General features: G+C 34.1%; 19 protein-coding genes. 2 read left to right on the top strand and 17 right to left on the bottom strand.

Translation table 11 applies throughout. The features are described from left to right. Window positions 1–178: 178 nt before the first annotated feature. Both glgB and ACEN92_RS04845 read left to right on the top strand, forming a co-directional pair. Complete coding sequence (glgB, locus tag ACEN92_RS04850) at window positions 179–2,086, top strand: 1,4-alpha-glucan branching protein GlgB (protein ID WP_495641243.1); 1,908 nt, start codon at window positions 179–181, stop codon at window positions 2,084–2,086. Between the two features lie 197 nt (window positions 2,087–2,283). Continuing rightward, window positions 2,284–4,683, top strand: a complete 2,400-nt coding sequence (locus ACEN92_RS04845) for a glycoside hydrolase family 31 protein (protein ID WP_495641242.1) — start codon at window positions 2,284–2,286, stop codon at window positions 4,681–4,683. A 107-nt stretch (window positions 4,684–4,790) separates the two neighbouring features. Here ACEN92_RS04845 and ACEN92_RS04840 read toward each other — a convergent pair whose 3' ends face one another. From ACEN92_RS04840 to ACEN92_RS04760, 17 genes are all read right to left on the bottom strand, one after another. Continuing rightward, window positions 4,791–5,360, bottom strand: coding sequence for a Crp/Fnr family transcriptional regulator (locus ACEN92_RS04840; protein WP_495641241.1), 570 nt, complete (start codon window positions 5,358–5,360; stop codon window positions 4,791–4,793). Window positions 5,361–5,443: 83 nt separating this feature from the next. Beyond that, the gene (locus ACEN92_RS04835) at window positions 5,444–5,662 is read right to left on the bottom strand and encodes a DUF2798 domain-containing protein (RefSeq protein WP_495641240.1); all 219 of its coding nucleotides are present in this window, start codon (window positions 5,660–5,662) and stop codon (window positions 5,444–5,446) included. A gap of 313 nt (window positions 5,663–5,975) precedes the next feature. Further along, window positions 5,976–6,506, bottom strand: a complete 531-nt coding sequence (locus tag ACEN92_RS04830) for a hypothetical protein (RefSeq protein WP_495641239.1) — start codon at window positions 6,504–6,506, stop codon at window positions 5,976–5,978. Window positions 6,507–6,652: 146 nt separating this feature from the next. After that, the gene (locus ACEN92_RS04825) at window positions 6,653–7,192 is read right to left on the bottom strand and encodes a hypothetical protein (RefSeq protein ID WP_495641238.1); all 540 of its coding nucleotides are present in this window, start codon (window positions 7,190–7,192) and stop codon (window positions 6,653–6,655) included. 88 nt (window positions 7,193–7,280) lie between these two features. Continuing rightward, the gene (locus ACEN92_RS04820) at window positions 7,281–8,054 is read right to left on the bottom strand and encodes a hypothetical protein (RefSeq protein WP_495641237.1); all 774 of its coding nucleotides are present in this window, start codon (window positions 8,052–8,054) and stop codon (window positions 7,281–7,283) included. Between the two features lie 189 nt (window positions 8,055–8,243). After that, the gene (locus tag ACEN92_RS04815) at window positions 8,244–8,681 is read right to left on the bottom strand and encodes a hypothetical protein (protein ID WP_495641236.1); all 438 of its coding nucleotides are present in this window, start codon (window positions 8,679–8,681) and stop codon (window positions 8,244–8,246) included. Between the two features lie 106 nt (window positions 8,682–8,787). After that, entirely contained in the window at window positions 8,788–9,234 is a 447-nt protein-coding gene (locus ACEN92_RS04810; RefSeq protein ID WP_495641235.1) for a hypothetical protein, read from the bottom strand. Window positions 9,235–9,345: 111 nt separating this feature from the next. After that, the gene (locus ACEN92_RS04805) at window positions 9,346–9,783 is read right to left on the bottom strand and encodes a hypothetical protein (RefSeq protein ID WP_495641234.1); all 438 of its coding nucleotides are present in this window, start codon (window positions 9,781–9,783) and stop codon (window positions 9,346–9,348) included. Between the two features lie 108 nt (window positions 9,784–9,891). Then, window positions 9,892–10,311, bottom strand: coding sequence for a hypothetical protein (locus tag ACEN92_RS04800; protein ID WP_495641233.1), 420 nt, complete (start codon window positions 10,309–10,311; stop codon window positions 9,892–9,894). Beyond that, complete coding sequence (locus tag ACEN92_RS04795) at window positions 10,298–11,974, bottom strand: hypothetical protein (protein ID WP_495641232.1); 1,677 nt, start codon at window positions 11,972–11,974, stop codon at window positions 10,298–10,300. Before ACEN92_RS04795 ends, ACEN92_RS04800 begins: the two co-directional genes overlap by 14 nt. Window positions 11,975–11,979: 5 nt before the next feature. Then, on the bottom strand, window positions 11,980–13,095 hold the full coding sequence (locus ACEN92_RS04790) for a T9SS type A sorting domain-containing protein (protein WP_495641231.1): 1,116 nt from the start codon (window positions 13,093–13,095) through the stop codon (window positions 11,980–11,982). Next, window positions 13,038–13,511: a tetratricopeptide repeat protein gene (locus ACEN92_RS04785; RefSeq protein WP_495641230.1), complete on the bottom strand. Its 474-nt coding sequence runs from the start codon at window positions 13,509–13,511 to the stop codon at window positions 13,038–13,040. Before ACEN92_RS04785 ends, ACEN92_RS04790 begins: the two co-directional genes overlap by 58 nt. Before the next feature lie 109 nt (window positions 13,512–13,620). Next, the gene (locus ACEN92_RS04780) at window positions 13,621–14,895 is read right to left on the bottom strand and encodes a hypothetical protein (protein WP_495641229.1); all 1,275 of its coding nucleotides are present in this window, start codon (window positions 14,893–14,895) and stop codon (window positions 13,621–13,623) included. A gap of 89 nt (window positions 14,896–14,984) precedes the next feature. Beyond that, complete coding sequence (locus ACEN92_RS04775; protein WP_495641228.1) at window positions 14,985–16,523, bottom strand: hypothetical protein; 1,539 nt, start codon at window positions 16,521–16,523, stop codon at window positions 14,985–14,987. A 6-nt stretch (window positions 16,524–16,529) separates the two neighbouring features. Continuing rightward, window positions 16,530–18,014, bottom strand: coding sequence for an O-antigen ligase family protein (locus tag ACEN92_RS04770; protein ID WP_495641227.1), 1,485 nt, complete (start codon window positions 18,012–18,014; stop codon window positions 16,530–16,532). Window positions 18,015–18,754: 740 nt separating this feature from the next. Beyond that, a complete protein-coding gene (locus ACEN92_RS04765; protein WP_495641226.1) occupies window positions 18,755–20,563 on the bottom strand; it encodes a prolyl oligopeptidase family serine peptidase in 1,809 nt (602 codons plus the stop codon). After that, window positions 20,547–23,513: a glycoside hydrolase family 2 protein gene (locus tag ACEN92_RS04760; protein WP_495641225.1), complete on the bottom strand. Its 2,967-nt coding sequence runs from the start codon at window positions 23,511–23,513 to the stop codon at window positions 20,547–20,549. The genes ACEN92_RS04765 and ACEN92_RS04760 overlap by 17 nt, the downstream gene beginning before the upstream one ends. Window positions 23,514–23,524 lie beyond the last annotated feature (11 nt).

The raw sequence follows: 23,524 nt of genomic DNA, 5'->3' as shown, positions 1-23,524 counted from the left end.
TTTAAGTCCTTAGTAATTAGTGCCTAGTGATTAGTAAAGAGTGTTACTTTGTGCTAAAAACTAATTACCACGAACTATTACTACATATCAAGAACAAACAAACAACTAATTACTAAGAACTAATTACTAGGTACTAATTAAACTAAGTACTAGGTACTAACTATTAAGAACTCAATATATGTCCAACGTTATTACGCATTCTCTATTTACTGATTTTGATATCGATTTATTCAAAGCAGGGAAACACTTCAAATTATACGAAAAACTAGGGGCACACTTAGTAGAAGTTAATGGGGCAAAAGGCGTTTATTTTGCCGTTTGGGCACCCACAGCGCAATCTGTTTCAGTTGTTGGTGATTTTAATTATTGGACACAAGGGGAGCATTTACTTCAGGTACGTTGGGATTCTTCGGGTATTTGGGAAGGTTTTATTCCAAATTTAACCAAAGGGACAATTTATAAATATAAAATCCAATCCAGTATTGACGGAATTGTAACAGAAAAAGCAGATCCTTTTTCTTTATACTGCGAAAAACCTCCCCATACTGCTTCTGTTGTCTGGGATTTAGATTATAACTGGAAAGACGATAAATGGATGCAGTCCCGTCAGGAAAATAACATTTTGGATAAGCCCTATTCAGTTTACGAAGTACATTTGGGTTCCTGGAAACGTGGGGATAATAATCGGTTTTTAACGTATTTGGAATTGGCTGATGATTTAGTGGCTTATGTTAAGGAAACGGGTTTTACACATGTAGAGTTTATGCCGATAATGGAATATCCTTATGATCCGTCATGGGGTTATCAGCTGGTTGGATATTTTGCGCCAACATCCAGGTTTGGTAAGCCACAGGATTTTATGGTTTTGGTAGATAAGCTGCATCAGGCCGGTATAGGTGTGATTCTGGACTGGGTTCCATCACATTTTCCTGACGATGCACACGGTTTAGGATTTTTTGACGGTTCGCATTTATATGAACATCCGGATCGCAGAAAAGGCTATCATCCGGATTGGAAAAGTCTTGTTTTTAATTACGGGCGTAATGAAGTTCGTGCTTTTTTAATAAGTAATGCTGTTTTTTGGCTTCAGCATTACCATGTCGATGGCCTGCGGGTTGATGCTGTAGCTTCAATGTTATATTTGGATTATTCCAGAAATGAAGGGGAATGGGAACCTAATATTTATGGCGGAAGAGAAAATTTGGACACGATTAGTTTTCTTAAAGAATTTAATGAAGTTATTTATGCTAATTTTGATGGAGTTCACACAATTGCAGAAGAAAGCACTTCTTTTCCAATGGTTTCAAGACCAACATTTACCGGAGGATTAGGTTTCGGAATGAAATGGATGATGGGATGGATGCACGATACTTTAAAATACTTTCAGAAAGAAACAGTCTATCGAAAATACCATCAAAATGATTTGACTTTTTCGATGACATATGCTTTTACCGAAAATTTCATGCTGCCTTTTTCGCATGATGAAGTGGTTTATGGAAAACAATCTATTTTGAATAAAATGCCCGGTGACGAATGGCAGAAATTTGCCAATTTAAGGTTGCTTTACGGCTATATGTTTACCCATCCGGGAACCAAATTGTTATTTATGGGTTCTGAATTTGGACAAAGTTCTGAATGGAATTTCGAGAACAGCCTGGACTGGCATTTATTGCAATACGACTATCATGCAGAAATTAAAAAGGTAATTACAGATTTGAATCAATTATATAAATCACATCCGGCATTGTATGAAAAACAATTCAGCGGAGAAGGTTTCGAATGGATTAATTATTCAGATCATCAAAACGCGGTTTTATCCTATATCCGAAAAGGAAATAATCCTGAAGAAAATTTAATTATTGTTTGTAATCTTACTCCCGTTATTCGCGAAAATTACAGAATTGGAGTTCCTAAAAAAGGAATATTAAAAGAAATTTTCAATAGCGATTCTCAGCTTTATGGCGGAAGCGGAGTTGGTAATTCAGGAACATTAAAAATTGAATCTTCACCATACGACGGCAGACATTTTTCTATCGAATTGATTCTGCCTCCTTTAAGTGTTACGGTTTATTCATTTGTGCAGTAAAAATTATTTTTTCAGGCGCTGTGATTTTGTGATTTTTTCAGATATAAATTACTGAATTACTTATTTTTTGACAAGTAATTTATCACTCAGTCAAAAAAAACGTTTTCGTGAATAAACCTAATATTCATGCAGGCTTACTTAGTTTTTTTGTATGTTTGGAACTGAGATAGAGTTCTTATAATTAATTCATTTAGTATATGATTGTAAATACACAATTAGAATATAAGGGAGATTTGTATCCAACGAAAATTGTGTCGTATGAGCATCAGGGTGATTCCATTTTTTTTCATACCGACAATAAGGTAATTTTAAAAGTTACGATTTTAAGAGATAGTTTAATTCGGTTTCGATTTACTACCAAAGGCTATTTTAGTAATGATTTTTCGTATGCTATTGACAAAAGCCAGTTACACGGATACAACTTTCTTGAACTCACGGAAGAAGAAACTTTTTTCCTCATCAGAACCAGTAAGGTTAAATGTAAAATTCAGAAAATAGATCTTCGCTTATCCATTTTTGATTTGAATGATCAGCTGATTCTTGAAGATGAACTTGGATTTCATTGGGAAGAAAGTTATGAATATGGAGGGAATATCGTAAAAATGAGTAAGTCATCAAAAGACGGGGAATGTTTTTACGGTCTTGGAGATAAAGCCACGCAAATGAATTTAAAAGGCAAAAGAGTAGAAAATTTTGCTACCGATCAATATGCCTATCAAAAAGATCAGGAACCGTTATATAAAGTAGTTCCGTTTTATATTGGTTTGCAAAATAAACAATCATACGGGATTTTCTTTGACAATACTTTTAGGACTTTTTTTGATTTTTGTCAGGAAAGAAGAAATGTTACAAGCTTTTGGGCTGAAGGCGGCGAAATGAATTACTATTTTGTTTATGGTCCTCAAATGCAGGATGTAGTCACCACTTATACAGATTTAACCGGAAAACCGGAACTGCCCCCGCTTTGGGTTTTAGGATACCATCAATGTAAATGGAGCTATTATCCGGAAAGCAAAGTCAAAGAAATTACATCTAAATTCAGGGAATTAAAAATCCCATGCGATGCCATTTATCTGGATATCGATTATATGGAAGGGTTCCGATGTTTTACCTGGAACAAAGAATATTTTCCGGATCCAAAGAAAATGGTTGCAGAATTAGCCGAAGATGGATTTAAAACAATCGTAATTATAGATCCGGGAATTAAAATTGATAAAGAATATTCGGTTTATAAAGAAGCTTTAGAAAAAGATTATTTCTGCAAAAGAGCCGATGGACCTTATATGAAAGGAAAAGTCTGGCCGGGTGAATGTAATTTTCCGGATTATACCAATCCTGTTGTCCGTGAATGGTGGGCAGGTTTATTTAAAGAATTAATTTCGGATATTGGCGTAAAAGGGGTTTGGAACGATATGAATGAACCTGCTGTTATGGAGGTTCCAAACAAGACTTTCCCCATGGATGTCCGCCATGATTATGATGGAAATCCCTGCAGCCATAGAAAAGCACACAATATTTACGGTACACAAATGGCAAGGGCAACCTATCATGGTGTGAAGCGATTTGCTTATCCGAAACGTCCGTTTGTTATTACCAGATCAGCTTATTCAGGCGCTCAGCGATATACGTCATCATGGACAGGAGATAATGTAGCAACCTGGGAACATTTGTGGATAGCCAATATTCAGGTACAGCGTATGAGCATTTCAGGAATGGGTTTCACAGGCTCTGATATTGGCGGATTTGCCGAACAGCCAACAGGTGAATTATACACTCGCTGGATTCAGTTAGGCGTATTTCATCCTTTTTGCAGAACACATTCTTCAGGAGATCATGGTAATCAGGAGCCTTGGGCTTTTGATGAAGAAGTGATTAATATTACCCGTAAATTTATCAATTTGCGTTATCAGTTATTGCCTTATTTGTATACTATGTTCTGGCAATATATTGAAGAAGGCATTCCGATGCTGAAACCTTTGGTGTATTATGATCAGGATGATACTCAGACACATTATCGCAATGACGAATTTATATTCGGAAACCAAATATTAGTATGCCCGATCCTTGAGCCTAATGCTGTTGGAAGAAGAATGTATATTCCAAGGGGGGAGTGGTATAACTATTGGACAAATGAATTTGTAACAGGAGGAAGAGAAGTCTGGATTGATACTAAATTTGATGAAATCCCTGTTTTTATAAAAGCGGGCGCTGTAATTCCAAAATATCCTGTTCAGCAATTTGTTGGGGAACTTGAATTTGATGAACTGACACTTGATTTATACTATAAAAACGGTAAGGAGAAATCTGTAGTTTATGAGGATGCCCAGGACGGATATGATTATAAAAAAGGGCGTTACAGCTTTCTGTCTTTCAGGACTATCGGAAAAGAGAAAGAACTTATTATTCAGTTACATAAAGAAGGTAAATATGATACACCTTACACTAAATATAAAATCAACTTAATTGGATTGCCTTTTAAAGTTACAAAAATAGAAATTGATAATGAAAAAGTTGAATTTGATTCAATTGCTTTAGAATCAAATCATTTTTTAATTGTTGATAAGGAGTTTGCTGAACTTCATATTAGTGGAGAATAAGCGATAAGACATTTTTTTTAAAAAATAAAAGCGAAACTTTTAGAGTTTCGCTTTTTTGTTGCTATCTGTAAGGAAACCAATAATCCCCAAAATTTATCAAATTCTAATTATTTCCTTGATTTTAACCTGCTCAACGTTTCCTGCGAGATATTTAAAAACGAAGCAACGACCTTATTAGGAAGTCTTTTTACAACAATCGGCCTTTCTTTTAACAGGTTTTCATAGCGCGTTCGGGCGTCCATAGTAATAAAGGACATCAGACGATTCGTATTGGTAACATACGCAAATTCTAAATAATACCGATAGAATTTCTCCCAGGCGGGATATTTCTCCAATAAGTTGAAAAAGTCATTCCGGTCAATGTACAGCAGTTTCGAATCTTCAAGTGCCTGAACATATTCTACAGCAGCAGCTTCGGTAATGAAAGACACGAGTGCAGAGGCAAAATGATTTTCAAAAGCGATAAAACGGGTAGATTCCTGACCTTCTTCATTGATAAAAAAAATACGAAGGCATCCTTTTTCTACAAAATAAAGCCGTTGGCCAAATTCGCCATGGCTAACCAAAAATTCATTTTTTTTAGCAGAAAGCGTTTTGAAGAAAGGCAAAATAGAATCTATATCTTCTTCAGAAATACTAACTTTGTCTTTAATAAATTTGGCGAGTTGTTCATACATATTCAATGCTTTTTACAAATTTAAACCAGATTAAAGAGAAACAAAAAATCCGATTGATTAAAATCGAATTTTTTGTAGTCTTTTTAGAGACTTATTTTTTCAGCCAGTTTTCGGGCTCTCGGAATGATTAAAAATGCAGACAGGTAAGCAACAGGAAGCATGATCGTCCATGCATTTAAGAATTTAAAAAACCAATCTTCCCCAAAACCATAATTCCGAATCAAGCCTACAAATGCCATAATCAAAGTCATTGGTAAAACTACAAATAGTGTATTGATATACTTAAAATACTTTTTATTCATCTTTTTTTGTTTTTAATGTTCATTGCAAAGATGAAATTTATGTAAGTGTGAAAAATTGATGTAAGTCAATAAATAAGGCTTAACTCTGAATTGTAATGTAAAGGATACTGAATATTTTATCTCTTTAATTAAAATTACAATTGACTGCTTTTAAGTTTGGAACTTTTTACTAATTCTAAAAATCCTGTTGTAAATTAAAAAAGCTACAAATTTTAGGCTTGTAGCTTTGAATTAGTTTTTTCTAATTTAAAATTTTTGTTCTAATTTGTTACGACAACAAGTCATAAACTCAATATTGCGTCTGAGCTAAAAGTTAACCCATCGTTAAGAATTTTTTCCTTGTAAAAATCCACCTATTGTTTTCCTTTCTAAAATAATATCGATCTTTAACGCTACTTATTCCTCTAACTTTTGTAACAATTATTTGTGCTTTATCTCCTTCAATTTTAAGATTTGAAAACGCAATAAACAGAATATTACCATCATAACTTTCTGCCTTGATCAAATTAAGCTTGTAAGGTGATATAAAATTTGATAAATCATTATTTTCAAGTTTGAATGTAAGGAAATTGCGTGTTCCATAATCATATCTTGAATATTTTTCATCAATAGATATCGAATCAAGCAGCTTTACAGTAAAGGACTCTAATTTTTCATTCTTTCTTAAGAATCTTAAATCATATCGATCTAACGAATCAATTAATATATTACTGTTTTCTTTTATTAAACTTCTTCCTTCTAAAATTAAATTGTTTTTATCGGAGTCTAATTTTTCCTCCTTTTTACAGCTTAAAATTGCTAAAAATAAAAAGACAAAGACTATTTTTTTTAAAATCCTATCCACGTTATTTTGTTTGATAAAAAAGCTACAAATTTTTAGGCTTGTAGCTTTGAATTAATTATGCCTTTTTAAATATTTATTCTAATCTATTCAAGCAAGCAAGTTACAGCTTGGTTTAAGGATTAACCCATATTTAGTGTATTTTACATTTACCCCATCTTTGAGAACTCTTTTTTTATGAAAACCCATTTGCCATTTTCTTTTTTAAAATAGAATGTATCTTCAATCATACCAATTCCCCTAACTTTTTTAACTACAACAAACGCGTGATTTCCTTTTATACTTACCTCAGAAAAAGTTATAAGCAAAATATTGGTATCCTCTTTTTTTACTTTGACTAAATTAAGTTTGTATGTTGATCTAAAATTAAGTAAATCAGCTTTTTCTAATTTGAATTCAGCAAAAGTATCTCCATCAGACCTACCCATGCGTAAACTCATATCTCGTTTAGGGATAGAATCCATTAAACCAATTGTTAATTTTGGTATGACTTTTTTTCCGTTTGGTAATGGTGGATCAAATTGTTCCACAGAATCAAGAAGTATATTACAGTTCTGCCGAATTAAATTTCTGGCTTCTGAAATTAAAGTATTATGATTATTATTAGAAATTGGTTTTTCGTCTTTCTTACAGCCTAAAATCAATAAAATTAAAAATATAGCAATTGATTTTTTAAAAATTCTATCCATGTTAATTTGTTTTAAAAAAAGTTACAAATTTTTAGACTTGTATCTTCTTGATTACCTTTATCTTAGCTTATAGGTTATCTTGTTATTTTCATTTTAGATGGAATCTCAAATTCATATCTGAATTTACATTTTCTCCTCTTATTTGAGCAGGTGTCCAATTTTCTGTTTTTATAAATTTTTTGATTTCTGCTTCTAAATCTCTTTTAAACTTGTCATTTATTTTTATATCGAATATGAACCAGAAACTTAATATTTTTGCTTCTCCTTTTTTGTTAACATAAAATTGGATGTCGACAAAGGCTGAATCGTCATGTTTTTTCTTTTTTATGTAGCCTTTTGGATAAGTTATTTTCTTTTCTAATTCATTTTGTAATACTTCACTATATTCATCTTGATCTTCGCTATTATCATTCGGATAGTTTGGATATTTATCACAATCTGCATAATATAAAGTATCATTGATACTATTTTTAAGATATAATTTATCTGAAAGAACTAATATGGAATCAATAAATCTTTTTCCATATTTTTCTTGAATTTTTTCTTCCATAAATTCACAATAGCAGTGAGTTTGGTTTTCATATTCAACGTCAGAAACAATAACACCTCTAAATTCAATGTTATTTTGCTTTAAGACTAAAGTAAGCTCTTTTTCCGAACGTAATCCATGATATAATAGACCGCCCATTGTATAACAGTAGATTAACTTGCCTTTTTGAATATCAATTTTTGCATCATTAACATCTTTTATGCAAGTAGTGTCTTCTTTTGAAATGTTGTCAAATTTGCTTTTGTTTTGTTTTTTTACAAAATCACAAGAAATAAATGTTATGCAAATTAATATTAAAGTTATTTTTTTCATTATTTAGGTTTTCATTTAGTTTCTATGTGTCTTTTTAGGGCAGCCTCTATTTTTTTCTTATTATTTAACATTATCCAACATATCTACAGGTTTTGTCCTACTTTCAAGCTTTAGACGCCCTTTACGAATAGAGATGAGCTGTTAAAGTAAAGAGGTTGCCTTAATATAGGCAACCTCTATTTTTTCTTACTATTTAACATTATCCAGTGTATCTACTGGTTTTGGTCCTTGCGGTGTTTGTTCCCACTTTGATAGTCTTACGAAACATTTTATACCCTTAAACTCATGATTGTAGTACGATAATAAAATTTCATTTTTTGTAAATTTCTCTATTTTAAAGACCCCTTTATCCCTAACAAACGTTGAGTCATTTTTTATAGACCAAGTTCCGGGGTCATTTACCACATCACCTTCACTGTTGGCGAGCGTAAAATCTTTATTTGTTACCAAAAATATATCATAACTTCCATCTTCATTAAAGTGAAAACAGTTACCTCCGGTATTGAAGCAATAATCATGGTGAACCCAGTATTCGTTTTTATCGGCGATAAAAATAGACTCGATATCTCCTTTTTTGCTGCATGATATACTCGATATCAGTAACAATATTATAATTATTTTATTCATTGATTGATTTATAAATTATATATCCTGACTTTTTGTGTGTAGCTATTTCAGGAGTAGATAAATATTTAAGAATAAAGAGGTTGTCCTAAAACAACCTCTTTTATAATTATTTCTTAATATTACTTTGCTCATCTAAATGTTTTGGACCTTGCGGTGTCTTGATCCATTTTGATAGCCTCACATAACATTTTTTATCTTTTATATCATAGTGATAATAAGATAATAAAATTTCATTTTTTGTAAGTTTTTCGATTTTATAAACCCCTTTATCCCAAACAAATGTAGAGTCATTTTTTATAGACCAAGTTCCTGGATCACGTATCAAATCACCGTCATTGTTGGCTAGTCTAAAGCCTAAATAGTTATTGTACAGTATATAACGATCGTAACTTCCATTTTCCTTAAATTTAAAAAAATTTCCACCACTATTATAACAATAATCTGCGTCATCCCAGTATTCGTTTTTATCGGCGATAAAAATAGACTCGATTTCCCCTTTTTTGCTGCATGATATGCTCGATATCAGAACCAGCATTATAATCATTTTATTCATAGATTGGTTTATAGATTATATATCCTCACTTTTTTGAGTATCGCTATTTCTGGACTAGACAATATTTAAAATAAGAGGTCGCCTTCTAGGGCAACCTCTATTTTTTTCTTATTATTTAACATTATCCAGCGTATCTACTGGTTTTGGCCCTTGCGGTGTTTGCACCCACTTTGATAGTCTTACGAAACATTTTATACCCTTTAACTCATAATGATAATATGATAATAAAATTTCTTTTTTTGTAAGTTTCTCTATTTTAAAGACCCCTTTATCCCAAACAAACGTTGAGTCATTTGTTATAGACCAAGTTCCGGGGTCATTTACCAAATCACCTTCACTGTTGGCAAGCGTAAAACCTTCGTGTGTTACCAAAAATCTATCACAACTTCCATTTTCATTAAAGTGAAAACAGTTACCTCCGGTATTGTAACAATAATCATGATGTACCCAGTATTCGTTTTTATCGGCGATAAAAATAGACTCGATATCCCCTTTTTTGCTGCATGATATACTCGATATCAGTAACAATATTATAATTATTTTATTCATTGATTGGTTTATAAATTGTATATCCTGACTTTTTGTGTATAGCTATTTCAGGACTAGACAATATTAAATATAAGAGGTTGTCCTAAAACAACCTCTTATATTTACTCCTTACTTTTCTCCTACCACTTTAAGTAATCTTATTGAACATTGTTGTTTTTTATCTTTTGGTAAAAAATAGGATAACACAATTACAGTATGATCAATATGTTCTATTTTATATTTAAAACCATTCCATATTAATGTAGAATCTTTTTTCACATACCACCTTTGAGGTTCATTTGAAATATCACTACCATGAAATCCTTCATTTAAAGTATAACCTTTTTTTATACTGAAATCATATCGATGAGAATATCCATCTTCTTCAAATCTAATATTGATACCAGCGCATGCAAGATCATAACAAGTATTATTATATTGCCAATAATAATCCTTTGGAGTTATAAAAATATCCTCAATTTTATTTTCTTTAGTACATGAAATTAAAAGAGCGAAAAATATTATAGATAATAATTTAATTTTTTTCATATATGTATTTTATAGGTTGTGACTCAAAGCCCTTCATTCTAACATTTAACCATAGATTTCCAAGACTATATTGTCCAAATTCGGGTCTTTCAATAATAATTTCACCCTTATGTTCTAAATTAAACTGATTAATTCTATCAAGAACTATATCATGATTATAGTTTTCATTTAATCTTTTCCTCTCCTGATCTATATTTAATAAATAGATGCAGAATGCCCCAGCATTATGAATTCGAAAGTCAAATGTTGCATTTTTAAAAGATTCGTGTTCCATTTGTTTTAAATATACATCGGCATGCGTTTCGTAATTTTGTGGAACATTATGAATATAATCATCCACATGGAATATTTCATGTTTTAATATACTTTTAAAATTATTCACCTTGTTAAAATCTCGATTATAACCGCCATTAGTATTTAATGTTATAATGTTACCAGTACTCCAGGCCTGGTTTTCTAAGGATAATTTCTCTCCAGGGTTAGATACAATTTTAATATTCTTATTCATTCCTTTAATAGTGCGTGCCAATGAAGCAGCAATTTCGTTCATTGCCTTTCTATCAACTGCAGAATTTGGATTCAATTGCGATGGCTTTTTGTACGTGCCATCTTCTGATTTTATATAAACATTACCATTAATATCAACGTAGCCATAATCAGCGGTCTGTACTGGCAACACATCTACAACTGCTACTAAAGATGTTACCTCGGGACATTCTTTACAAGTGTTAGGCCTGCATTGGATAGTTATCATTGGATCATATTTATCACAATCTATTCCTTTTGTTTCAAGAGCCCATCCAGCACCCGGAGAATCTCCGGCCACAATTTCATCACTATGAAAACCATCGCCATCCAAATCCAGATACCACGTTTTGCGTCTGCATTGATCAGTTATGTCCGGATCACTTTCTTCACAATCAGTACCCTTTGTGCTAAGAACCCATCCTATACCCGGAGAATTTAATTCTTCAGTTTCATCGCTGTGGTATTGATCTTTATCCTCGTCCAGATACCATTTTTTCCATCCACAGTCAGTGCCTAAATTTTTGAAACGGTTGTTATCATCACAATCAAATCCTTCACCGCTTTCTTTATAATTTCCGAACGGTTTGTCTATTGCGAACACATATGAAGCATAATAGCCGTCTCCATCATCATCCAAATACCAAACTCTTCTAGTGCCTGGAGTATCTGGTGTAGGAGGATCATTAGTTGGTATATTATTAGGATCATCAGGATATGGATATTGATCATCATCTCCAGTACCATTCTCATTGTCATAATTGTGAGTATCTAATAGTCCATCAAATATATCAATAGTTTTACCTTCGGACGAATGATTAACAAGAAACCATCCTTCCGTGTATACATAATCATAAATAGTTCCGTCACTTTTTTCTATTGTTGTCCCTACCAGGTCTGAATCGATATAAGTGCCATATTCCCAATCATTGTATGAATCACCATCGCTATTTATTGCTTCTGCGTAATCCTCTGCGTCATTGAAATAATCAACAGTACCACCCTGATCTACATAATCCTGCACAAAGTCATTTGTAGCATCGTCCCAGCCCATGTCCTGCCAGTCTTGCGAGTAACTGTTTTGCGCCGCCAACAAGCATAAGAACGTAAAGACTAATATAAAGTATTTGTTTTTCATCGTTCTTATTTTTTAATTAAAAGTGTAGTTTTTATTTCAGTACCATAGGTCAATCTCAAAAGATAATAACCAGGAGGAGCATTTAAGGCTAAAGTTTTGGTTTGTTTTCCTGCGATCAAACCATTCCATTGCTCATGGTATAATTCTCTGCCGGTTATGTAATAGATACTCATAGTTGCATCTACATCTTTGGCTAAATCAAAACTAAGGTTAAAATCAGACACAACGGGATTAGGATATATCACAACAGAAGAAAATAGTTCTTTTTCCGCACTTGCGTTTTCCTGCTTTTTATCCAATATAAGATACATCGGTCTTTCATTCTCACGCTCTTTTATATTATAAAGCGCCAGATTGCCTACTATAAATAACGACTCATCAGTCTGCAGCAGTTGTAATTTTGCTTCTTTGAATTCATAGGCTGCCACAGTATCTTTATAAAAATGTTCCGTTCTGTCTATTCTGGAATCCTGAAATACGATTGCATTCTCCTGAATTTGGGCATTAAATGTAACAGTATCACCGGCTTCTTCCTTCCATATCCCAACAAGCTGTGTTCCATCTTGAGCAAAGTCGATTTGCAATGGCGTTTTGCTTATGATATTTTGTCCGCTCCAGTCATAACGTACTAAATGTCCTGAATAATTACCGGAAATATTAGCAGTTATCGGTGCTTGTTTCACCTTCTGGAAGGTTTCCGGAACTTCTGTTTCTGTAATAGTAATCACCTCAGGAATTGTCTGGGAAACCGTTTTTATTTGGTTGGGCTGTGCATTTTCTGCCTCAGGAATAGAAAGTTCAATTTCAGATTTTTTCAATCCCAAAGCTGCGGATTTGTTTAACCAGTATTTGGCTTTTTCTGCATCAATAGCGACACCATAGCCATTGCGGTAGCATAAACCAAGCATATACATGGCAGACAATCCTCCTTCTACTGATCCTAATTCAAACTGTTGAACAGCTTGGGCGTAATCCTGCGTACATCCTAATCCTTTATAATACATGTATCCAACTGAATATGTTGCTCTGGAATCTCCCTTATATGCACCTTCTTTGAAAATATTTAATGCCAAAGGATAATCCTGTGAGGTGCCTTTCCCTTCATTACCATTCCGCCCCATTCATGATAGGCTTTAGTGTAACCAGCTTTTGCTGCTTTTTCAAAATAGCTTAATGCTTTTGTCTGATCCAAAGGATTATCCGCATCTTTAAGCAATATCCCTAAATTATACCAGGCTTTGGCATATCCTGCTTCGGCTGCCTTTTCGAGCCATTGGATTCCTTCCTGCTCGTTTACGGCAACACTGATTCCTTTGTTGTATATCAGGCCTAAAGCATTCATGGCTTCGCCATTTCCTAAATTAGCCAGTTGTTTGTAAGTCGCGATTGCTTCTTCAGGATTATACGTCTTGCTGCCTTGCAGCAGCTGCAATCTGGCCGCCAGTAAGCTTTTTTTAATATCAGGGCTTTCTTGTGCCTGACATAGCGCACCTGCTAACAGCAGCAATAAGACTGCCTTCTTGGTAATTTTCTTCATATTTATTTAGTTTGGTTATTAATTTTATTTAAGATGTTATTGTGATTTATAATTTGCAGGAAACTTACTTCTCTTTATATTCATAATTAGTAAGTTTCTTGCTGCTTTTCTACCACGTCAGAGCTTGTTTTGTCTTGGTGTTTTGAGATTTCTTTTGGTTAATAGCATCAAGCTGTTTTAATAACTCCGGCTTTTTCTTCTCGATGTCACGTTTTGCAAAAATGTTTTCCTGGGTATGGTACACCATTGCCCTGTCTTTGGTTACCAGGAATTGTAATTGGTAGACCGCAAATTCGGTCAGTGTTTTATCCTTATCCAAATCTTTGGTTAAGCCTTCCGCTTCGAGTTGTTCCCAACTTTTTAGCGCTTCTTTTTTAGCAGCTTGTTTATTTTTTTGAATCAGCCATTTTTTTACTTGTTCCGAGTTTAATATCTGGGCAATATTTTCATATTCTGAAGGGACCACTTTTGGAGCCTCTGAAGATGATTCTTTTTCTTTGTTTTCCAGCTTAATCCGTTCCAATTGTTTGTACTTTACCAAAAGTGTGTCTATCTGGCTTTTGGTAAGTTCGACTTCTTTTTCGTATTTGATTATGGAGGAGTATTTATTACTGGTGTACGAACCGTCGGACAATATACTGGCATGTACTAAAATAGGCGGTTCGCCCAATGCTATTTTTTTCGCTAAAAGGTCTCTTTTAGTCTTCTCATACCTATCCGCTTTTTTATCCAAAAAAGCGTTTTTGGTCATGTGATAATGCAAAACATTCATGTATTCAGTTTTGTCATTTTTATCGGCAACCAGCTTGAGCTTTATTATTTTTGCCCAGTCACTTTTTGCCTCTTCTGTTGATTGCTCCTGATATATTATTTTAAGTAATGATATAAATTGCTCTTTCTCTAGAATACTATGCAGTTTTTTATTGTAAATACGGATCGTTTCTTTTGACGATATTTTTGGAACACCAGCCAGAGAGTCATTTTGTTTTCGTATTTCGTTTATTTGTGAGGGTTCCAGTTTTAAATCTGTTGCAAATTTTATGGCGGTCAAATAACGATTGTCTTTATCTGTTTCATATCCATAAGTATCTAATTCTTCGGGAGATAAAATGGATTTTAAAAAATTGGCATCAAGATTATAATACGATTTTAATTGGGCAACAGGTTCACCTTTAGCAAGACTGACATTTGCCAGGCTGTCAGCAGTATAAAGCTTTCTGGCTATTTTAATTTGTTTGTCTTCAGACAAGTTTACTTTTGAATTTACTTCATCTATTTTGTAGACAATGTGCGCCGGAAATAGTCTGCTTATATTTTGGCTTACTTGTGCCTGACTTATCATAGAAAAGCATAATAGAGCTAAGAATAGTATTTTTGTTTTCATATTTGAAATTGTTAATTTTATTGTTTTATTCATTTCAAAACAAAGTAATCGATTACATTGTTTTGAAAAAAAAAGCGTTATAATTTTATTTAAAACCATGTTCTGTTACCCTGATCATCTACTATAAAAGGACGCTCTAATTTTTTAGAATCACTGGCCAATAATATCAGCAAAGCATTTTTGGGTACTTTAGAAAAAAGCATAGAGGTAACCTGTTCTTTTACTTCCCGTGCCTCTATCAGTTTCCAGCCGTTGTTCCAGTAAAATAATTTATAGGTCACACCCATTTTAAATTTTAAGTATTTATCGGCTTCGGCAATCAGAACTTCTCTGGTTTGCGTAAGGTCAGGGAGCAATACTTTAGATTCTTTATCGCCAACAATTACAGGAGCTCCGGCAGGAACCAGTTTTCCATTAGTATAATATTGCGGAATCAAAACTGTTTTCTTGCAGATAGAGTTAAAAGTAGTTTTCCCGTTTGCTGCTTTTCCCCACCAGAAAGGTCTCCATGAGAGTCCGTTAAAAGTAGTGGCGTATACAATTTTGGATGGGCTTGCTGAATCATATAGCGGGCATGTTACATCTGTAGTCTCCCAGTAGTCTTTAGTAACATCTATATAATTTTGCTGTTTCAAAATTGCAGTGGGGATATTGTTTTTGTCTTCAAAACTGGCCAATGTTTCAGGCTGTTTGGAATAGGTCAGGCGCAGGACTTTGGCAGGTTCTCTTTTTAAATCTTCCTCATAATCTTTTGCCCCAAAATCACAATTGTAAGGATGCATTTTATCATCAAAAAAAGTATTCGTAAAATGGCCTCCCGTGGCGGTTGCCCAATACGAGATTACATTTACAGCCGCAGGTATTCCCTGTGAACGCATCACAAATACCCCAAGATCAGCAATGTCAGGACAAGGTCCTTCTTTCCTGAACAATAATTGCAAAGCACTTAATCGAGGCAAAGGCTCTTTACGCTGTTCACCCCAGGTATTGGTAAACCATGTGCCGTAATCATCTTTGACAGCAAACAAGACTGGCTTGAATCCTTTGGTTGGTACTTGCTCACTGATCCATTTAAACTTATCTGCATAAGCTGTACGCCAATCCTGTAACGGTTCTTCGCTCACCCGATAAGGCAAAATATATTCGCAAAAATCAGTAAATGAAACATTCTTCATTGCAGATGAATGCCATGCTGTAAAAGCCTTTTCAAGGTTCTGAATTAAGTAATCGCCTGTAATGGTTTCTATATCCTGATAGATAACGGGTTTGGGCTTCAGTCCCGGATTTTTTTCTTTAATCACGGTAAGAGCCGTTTTGGACTGAGAAAAGTCTGGGTATGTCAACTCATCATAGTTGACTTTTTCCTTTGCTTCGTTCTCCCAATAATAATCAGATGAAGAATGAATATCCATATTGCTGATTAAAAACTGCATGGCGCTTATTTTTTGCTCGTCCTTAGTTTTGTCGGTGTATTGTAGTGCCTTTTCAAGTTCTATTCGGTTACTGCCTGCCTTTTTTAAAACTGCTTCGACGTCAATTGGATATTGGGCATGTAATATAAAAGGGAATAAAATAAAAATTACTTTTTTAGTGTTCTGGGCTATTTTTCTGGTAAAATAATTAAACATATTTTTTTACGATTTAATTTTGATTGGTTGGGCTATTAATTGACTATTGATGCTGGCAACTTTTTGCTTAGCTGTTCTGTCAAATTCTATTTTATTTAATAAACTCCTGGCTGTTTTTTTATACTGTTCTACCTTAGAGGATGGAATTTTTGGTTCAAGAGCCAGAATTTCTTTGGCTGTTATCATAGTATTGACCATGTCATTGTTTTTGTAGTACGCCTGCATCAACCTAAAGCGATACCCAAATTTTGAAGGCAGTAACAAAACGAGCTGTTTATATTCAGCTATAGCTTTTGGATAATCGTGAAGCTTTTCATAACACATACCGGGAGCAAAATATAAATCAGGGAGTGAGCTCCATTTCTTTGCTCTGTTAAAGCAGTCAATCGCCTGTTGGTAGTTTTTTGTTTTGATATAAATGACGCCCAGATTTCTCCAATAATTCCGATCGTCACTTAAATGGTTTTCCAGACCATGCATAATCTGTAACGCCTCTTTATATCGCTTCTCTTCCTGAAGCAGGGATGCCTTTTTATTTTCTCTGTCTGCCAGGGCAACTCCGAAAACAGTCCACACAAGAAAACAGCTAAAAGCAATAGTTGTAATCATCAAAATGATTGAAAATGCAGTACTGCTTATACGAAAATTGAGAAAAAATGAGGGAAGCTGCAAGGGGTTTAGCGTACTGCAGATAATACCCGCATAAATAATCAATAAAGCCATTATGGGAATGATTTGAATCGTAGAATTGACCATAGACATGGCTATGAATGCAATAACTCCCGCATAACTTATATTAAAAAAACTGTTTTTTGTTTCAGGGTTATTTGATTTTTCTCCATCAGTTTTTTTTCGCTGTTTTACGGCAAATAAAAGAGAACCGAAAAACAGTCCGGCAAATAACAGTCCTATACATCCGCCTTCCACTAAATTATGCAGCAACTCGTTGTGGGGCATGATTACTGGTCCGGCATTCTTGAGTTCTTCCGGTGTTGTTTTTCCGTTTTTTATATAATTGGCCTGATATAAATTGTATTCTTTTTCAAAGTAACCATAACCATACCCTGCTAAAGGTTTTTCCAGTGCCATTACGCCTGAGACTTTCCAAATAAATTTCCGTCCGTCAGCAGAATCCTTTTTGGAATTATACAAATAGGAACTAAATGGAATTATAATAAGAAAGCTTAAAATAAACAGGGCTTTTGCCGTGGGTTTGCTTTTGTTGTTTTTTATCCAGGAAATCAGATTGTATTCCATGCCATAAAAAACGACTACAGAGATAATTGTACCTATAAATGCGGCACGGCATTTAAGTAAAAGAATAGCTGTCAGCAGAATAAGGAAGCAGATGCGGATTAACCACTTGTGTTTTTTCCTGAAGAAATACAAGAAAACGGGCATTGTTAAGGCTAAAAAGATTGCTGTTACATTTGGATTATTATAGCTTCCGGTAACAGGAAAAAGCAGGCTATGGCTTTTACAAAATCCCAAGGACTGTAAAATGCAGTATAGTGATTCAGTCGTGGAGAGTATTGTTATGCCATAAAATAAGATATTGAACTTAAATCCTGGCAAACTAAATAGGGCAGTTGTACTGATCAGCAAAAAGAAGAGCGCAAAAAAGTATATAACAACTAAAGGAATTGCTAAATTAGTACGGTATTGAATAAGAATAAAGAAACACCAGAGGCCAAAAAAGAGAATTGGTGTTTTAAGCAGCGTCGATTTATTACTCTTTAAACAAAGAAAAGAGGATATGATTGTAAAAAGGAATATTGTGATACAAAAACCATAATAAGCAAAACGGGTTGGATCATAAAAAAAATCGGTAGAGATTAATCCTAATGCTATGGCTAATAACAATAAAATTATTGGTGTCAGTCTAGAGAAGTACGTAAGGTCAATTTAAATAATTTATTATTAATTTACGTACAAATCTATAACTTAATTTCAATATTTTCTTCGGATATGTTATTTTTACGAAATTAAAACAAATTCGCTTTTAAATTTTCATTTTCGAATCCTACATCGATTAAGGGCTCAATAAATACGTAATAAACAATAAATATAAAGTGTAATATTACATAAATAAATATTTCAACACTATTATTCAATCAAATTTTATTAAAAAAAGGATTATTCTATGTGAAATTCCAGATAGCCTTCATAATACCAAAAAATAATAGCATCGTGTATGCTTTGCATGACTAATTAACATATATTTTTTATTCTTACTCCTTTTTCAAAGCATTAATTTCCTCAAAAGAAACCTTTAAAACAGTTCCATGACGCGTTCCTGCAGGAAAACTAACCTGTTCTGAAATATCTTCCCAGCCTTTGGATGTTTCTCTAACAGCTCCATATTTCTTTTGAGTGTACTTATCAAAATAAACAATCCATTTGTTGTCTATTTTGATGGCTGCTGGACCTTCTGCCCAATAATCTCCTGTGATTGGCTTACTTGCTTTTGTATATGGACCTTCCAGTTTTTTGCTGGTGGCTATTTTTAAATTTTTCTGAACCGGAACTTTTGTTTCATCTTTTAAAAACATTGTAAATCCACTATCTGTTTTTAAAATTGTAGCATCGATTACGTTGAAACCAGGCTCGTAAAGCAATTTAGTTTTGGAGAATTTTTTAAAATCCTTGGTTGTGGTATAGTAAATCCTGTGATTATACCCTTTTTCTTCCTCTGATTTTGTCTCTAAAAATTTTCCGTCAATGGTTGATGCCCAATAAATCATATATGTTTTTGATTTTTCATCATATGTGATTTCAGGCGCCCAGGTATTCCTTGCTTTTTCTTCATGTGCCATAACCGGAATAAATTCCTGTTTTGACCAATGAATCAGATCTTTTGAAGAAGCATACCCAATACCTTTATCTGTCCAGCTCACTGTCCAGACCATGTGATATAATCCGTCACCACCTTTAATTACACAAGGGTCTCTCATAAGTTTGTCTTTTCCAACTTCCGGAGTTAAAAAAGAAGTATCGTTTTTTAAAGTATTCCAGTTATAGCCATCTTCACTGTAAGCCAAATGCAGACCGTCTTCACCATTGCCTTTAAAATACGTAAACACGTAACCATCCGATTTTAAAATGTAATTGTTGACAGCCAGCCATTTTTCGCAGGTTTTTGGCCAGGATGCATTGGTTCCTTTTGTACCCAAACCAAAACCGTGACCTCCGTTTTCATACAAATGCATTTCTGCCGGAACTTTTTCTTTTTTTAGGGCCAAATAATAATTAATACTATTTTCTACAGGAACAGCTTTATCATCTGTCGCATGAACTAAAAATGCCTTTGGAGTATCAGCTGTTATTTGTTTTTCATTCGAATATTTCTCGACTGCTTCGTTACCGGCATTTTTTCCTAACAAATTATCTTTTGAGCCTTGATGCGTAATTCCTTCCTGCATTGAAATTACAGGATAAATTAAAATTGAAAAATTTGGTTTGGCACTGGTTGTGTCTGAAGGAATATAAACCTTATCGTTGTAATGCGTAGATAAAGTTGAAGCTAAATGACCACCAGCCGAAAATCCCATAATACCAATTTTGTTAGGATTCAGTTTCCATTTAACGGCATTTCGGCGTACCAGTCTTACTGCTTCCTGAGCATCCTGCAAAGGGGCAACCGTTTTGTTTTTCATAATTAAATCGCTCGGCAATCTGTATTTTAAAACAAAAGCATTTATTCCTAAACTGTTAAACCATTCGGCAACTTTAAAACCTTCTTTATTAATTGCCAGCATTCCATAGCCGCCTCCGGGACAGATTATAACCGAGGTTCCGTTTGATTTTTCCGCATCTGCAAAATAAGCTGTAAGAGCAGGCTGTGTTACTTTGCGGACATCTTCTGCAATACCGTTTTTATCAGTTACGATTTTTTCTGAATATTCTTTGGATTTAATTGCATCAGGGACTTTATCCCATAGCGGAATTTCCTTTTTTTGAGAGAAAGCAGACAGGCTCAATCCTAAAGAAATACAAAATAATACTTTTCTGATGCGGTTAAAATTATTTGATTTTTTCATAAAATTCTATTTCGACAATGCATAATTGTCCTTTTGCATTTACTGCTGTTGGGTCTTTAAATAAATCTAAATCTTTGTTTGCTTCAACTTCAACAATTTTAGAAAATCCATCTTTTTCAGTGTTTGATCCGATAAGTTCAATTGTGATTTTTTTAGCTAAAACAGGCTCTACAGGAATCGTAATATATCCTAAACTTTGGGTTGTATTGCCTTTAAAAACTTCTTTTCCATCTGCTAAAATACGAATTGGATAGCTTTTAGACCTCCATCCGGTTAATTTTATTACACATTCGTTCACTATTGAAGGTTTTGACAGCGTATAGGTTATTGAACCGTTTTTTACATTCCCATCATTTTTCCATTCAGTCAGTTCATTATCATCATAACTTTTAAAGGTATCATTGTTATTTGATGGTGATGAAGCGCTTACAATAGTAACAGGATTTCTTTTTATGGTATAAGATGGTGTTGCAGGAGTTAGCCCTCTTTCTAAGTTTGAAGCTAAATGAATGCCCGGCACTGCTGTCGAAAGCCCGTTTTTAGTTTTTGTAGGTTTGCTTTTAAAAGTTAATTCAGCAGATTTTAATCCTTTGGCTGTAGCCGAAATTTTTATTTTTCCGCCAGTTATCATGGACTGTAACATGACTCTGTTTATACCATTTTCAACCGGAATATTTTTAGAAAGTATATAATTTTTAGGTCCCTGAGCGATTCCGCCTAACCAGGTAACCGGACCATCAACAGAAAAAGTTATCATGTCATTACTGATTGGACAGCGATTTCCATTTTTGTCAACAACTTCAACATCAATCAATGCTACATCTGCACCGTCTGCTAAAAATCCTTGCTCTTGTGTAATTAATTTTAATTTGATTGCTGCCGGATCTCCGACACTTATTTTTGAATCTTCAGATAAAATAGTTCCTTTTTCATCATAACCAATCGCTTTTACAGTACCTTTTTTAAATGCAATATTTTCAAAAGTAAACAGAAACTGATTGCTTTGTTTTCCAAAACCCTGTGAAATTCCGTTGATAAAAAGTTCTACTTTACCTGCTGTCGAAACCACATACATATTTTTAACCACTTTATCGGCGTAGTTCCAGTGTCCCATGATATGAGTGCGGTGTTTTTCGATATCAACCCAGCCATCCCACATAACCTGATGAGCCCAAAAGCCATCTTTTGGAATCCGCATGGCATCAACTTCACCACTGGTTCTGTAATTCGATTCACCTCTGTGATGGGTATTGGAATCAGAAAAAATAATATTGACACCACCCGAATTTACTCTTTTTCCTGTTCCGGGTCTTTCTCTGTAATAATCATACCAGCGTACAACATTTTCAATCGCATGACGATCCTGATTATGATTGTAATCTTCGGCAGGTTTATCACGATATAAGGGACCAACGCCTTCCTTGTGAAAAGGAGGAGAGAATTCGTCCCAATATTTGCGTAACCCTTCATCTCTGGAATATTCAGTTGCCCAAAGCGGTTTTTGTGCGCTTTTATTAATGTAAAGCATCTCTCCGCCATATTCGGCTTCCTTGCTGTCCAGCATTTCACGGGAACCAATTGCGCGTCCGCCATTCGGATCATAAAGATTTCGAATGTCTTTCATCTCTTTCATGTGTTCCTCGCTGATAGACTCATTACCACTTTCGTAAAAAATAATACTTGGATTATTTCGGTTGTAAATAATAGCATCGCGCATCAGATTTACACGTTGGTTCCATTGTTCACCTGTGGCGTCTTTTTCGGCATCACCGGCTGGCATTGCTTGTAATAATCCAACTCTGTCGCAGGATTCTACATCTTGTTTCCAGGGTGTAACATGCATCCAGCGTACTAAATTTCCGTTGCCTTCCACAATCAGTTTATTGCTGAAATCACTTAGCCATGGCGGGACTGACATTCCAATCGCCGGCCATTCATTGCTGGTTCTTTGCGCATACCCTTTGACCTGAATAACCCGGTCATTAAGCCAGATTTCACCATTTTTGAATGCTGTTTTTCGAAAGCCTGTTTTGGTTGAAATTTCATCAATAACTTTTCCATCAACTTTCAGAATTGTTTTTACTGTATACAAATACCCGTAACCCCAACTCCAAAAATGTAAATTATTAACCAATTTGCTGGCTTTTATAATTTTAGTTTCATTGGGAAGAAGCTCCGTTTTTTCACCGGTAAAAGAAGCAATTATTTTGCCTTGAATATCTTCAATAACAACATTATATTCTACTTTTTTTGTCGTTTCAAATTCATTGCGAACCTCAGTTTCTGCATGAATAATGGCGTTTTGTTCCTGAATATTGATATCAGAAGGATAAATATAAACTCCCGTAGTTTTTAGATTTGAATAGAGTGGAAGGGTCTGGTATAATTTGCCTGTAATATGAAGGAAAACGTTTTTTGGAATTCCGCCATAATTAGCATTGAAATTCATATTATTCCATTGATAAGTGGCGTTGGTGGCTATTTCTCTGTATTTCCAGTCATTGTCGATTCTTAATGCAATCGTATTTTCTTCAGGGAAAGGCTTTACATTTTTAGAAATATCAAAACCAAAGCCCATTACGCCATTTTCATGAAGTCCAACTTTTTGTCCGTTGACATAAATAACACCGCCCTGGCGAATTCCTTCAAATTCTATGAAAATCTTTTTGTCCTTTATCCCTTTGGGAAGTTTAAATTTCTTTCGGTACCAGACAATTCCTGTGGTATGATTTTCAATATCCTTTTCAAAAGCTTCTTCCTGATTATAGGCGTGAGGCAATGTAACTTTTCTCCATGCAGTATCATCAAAAACAGGAGATTCCGCATTTTTGGAATCTCCTGTTTTTAATTTCCAATCGGAATTGAAATTGTATTTTTCTCTTTTAAATTCTTGTGAAAACAGGCTTGAATTGAGAAATATCAAAACAAGACAAAAGAGTATTTTTCTCATGATGGGTTGTT

This window comes from Flavobacterium sp. Flavsp81, assembly GCF_059491325.1.
This window is presented reverse-complemented; position numbering and strand designations above follow the sequence as displayed.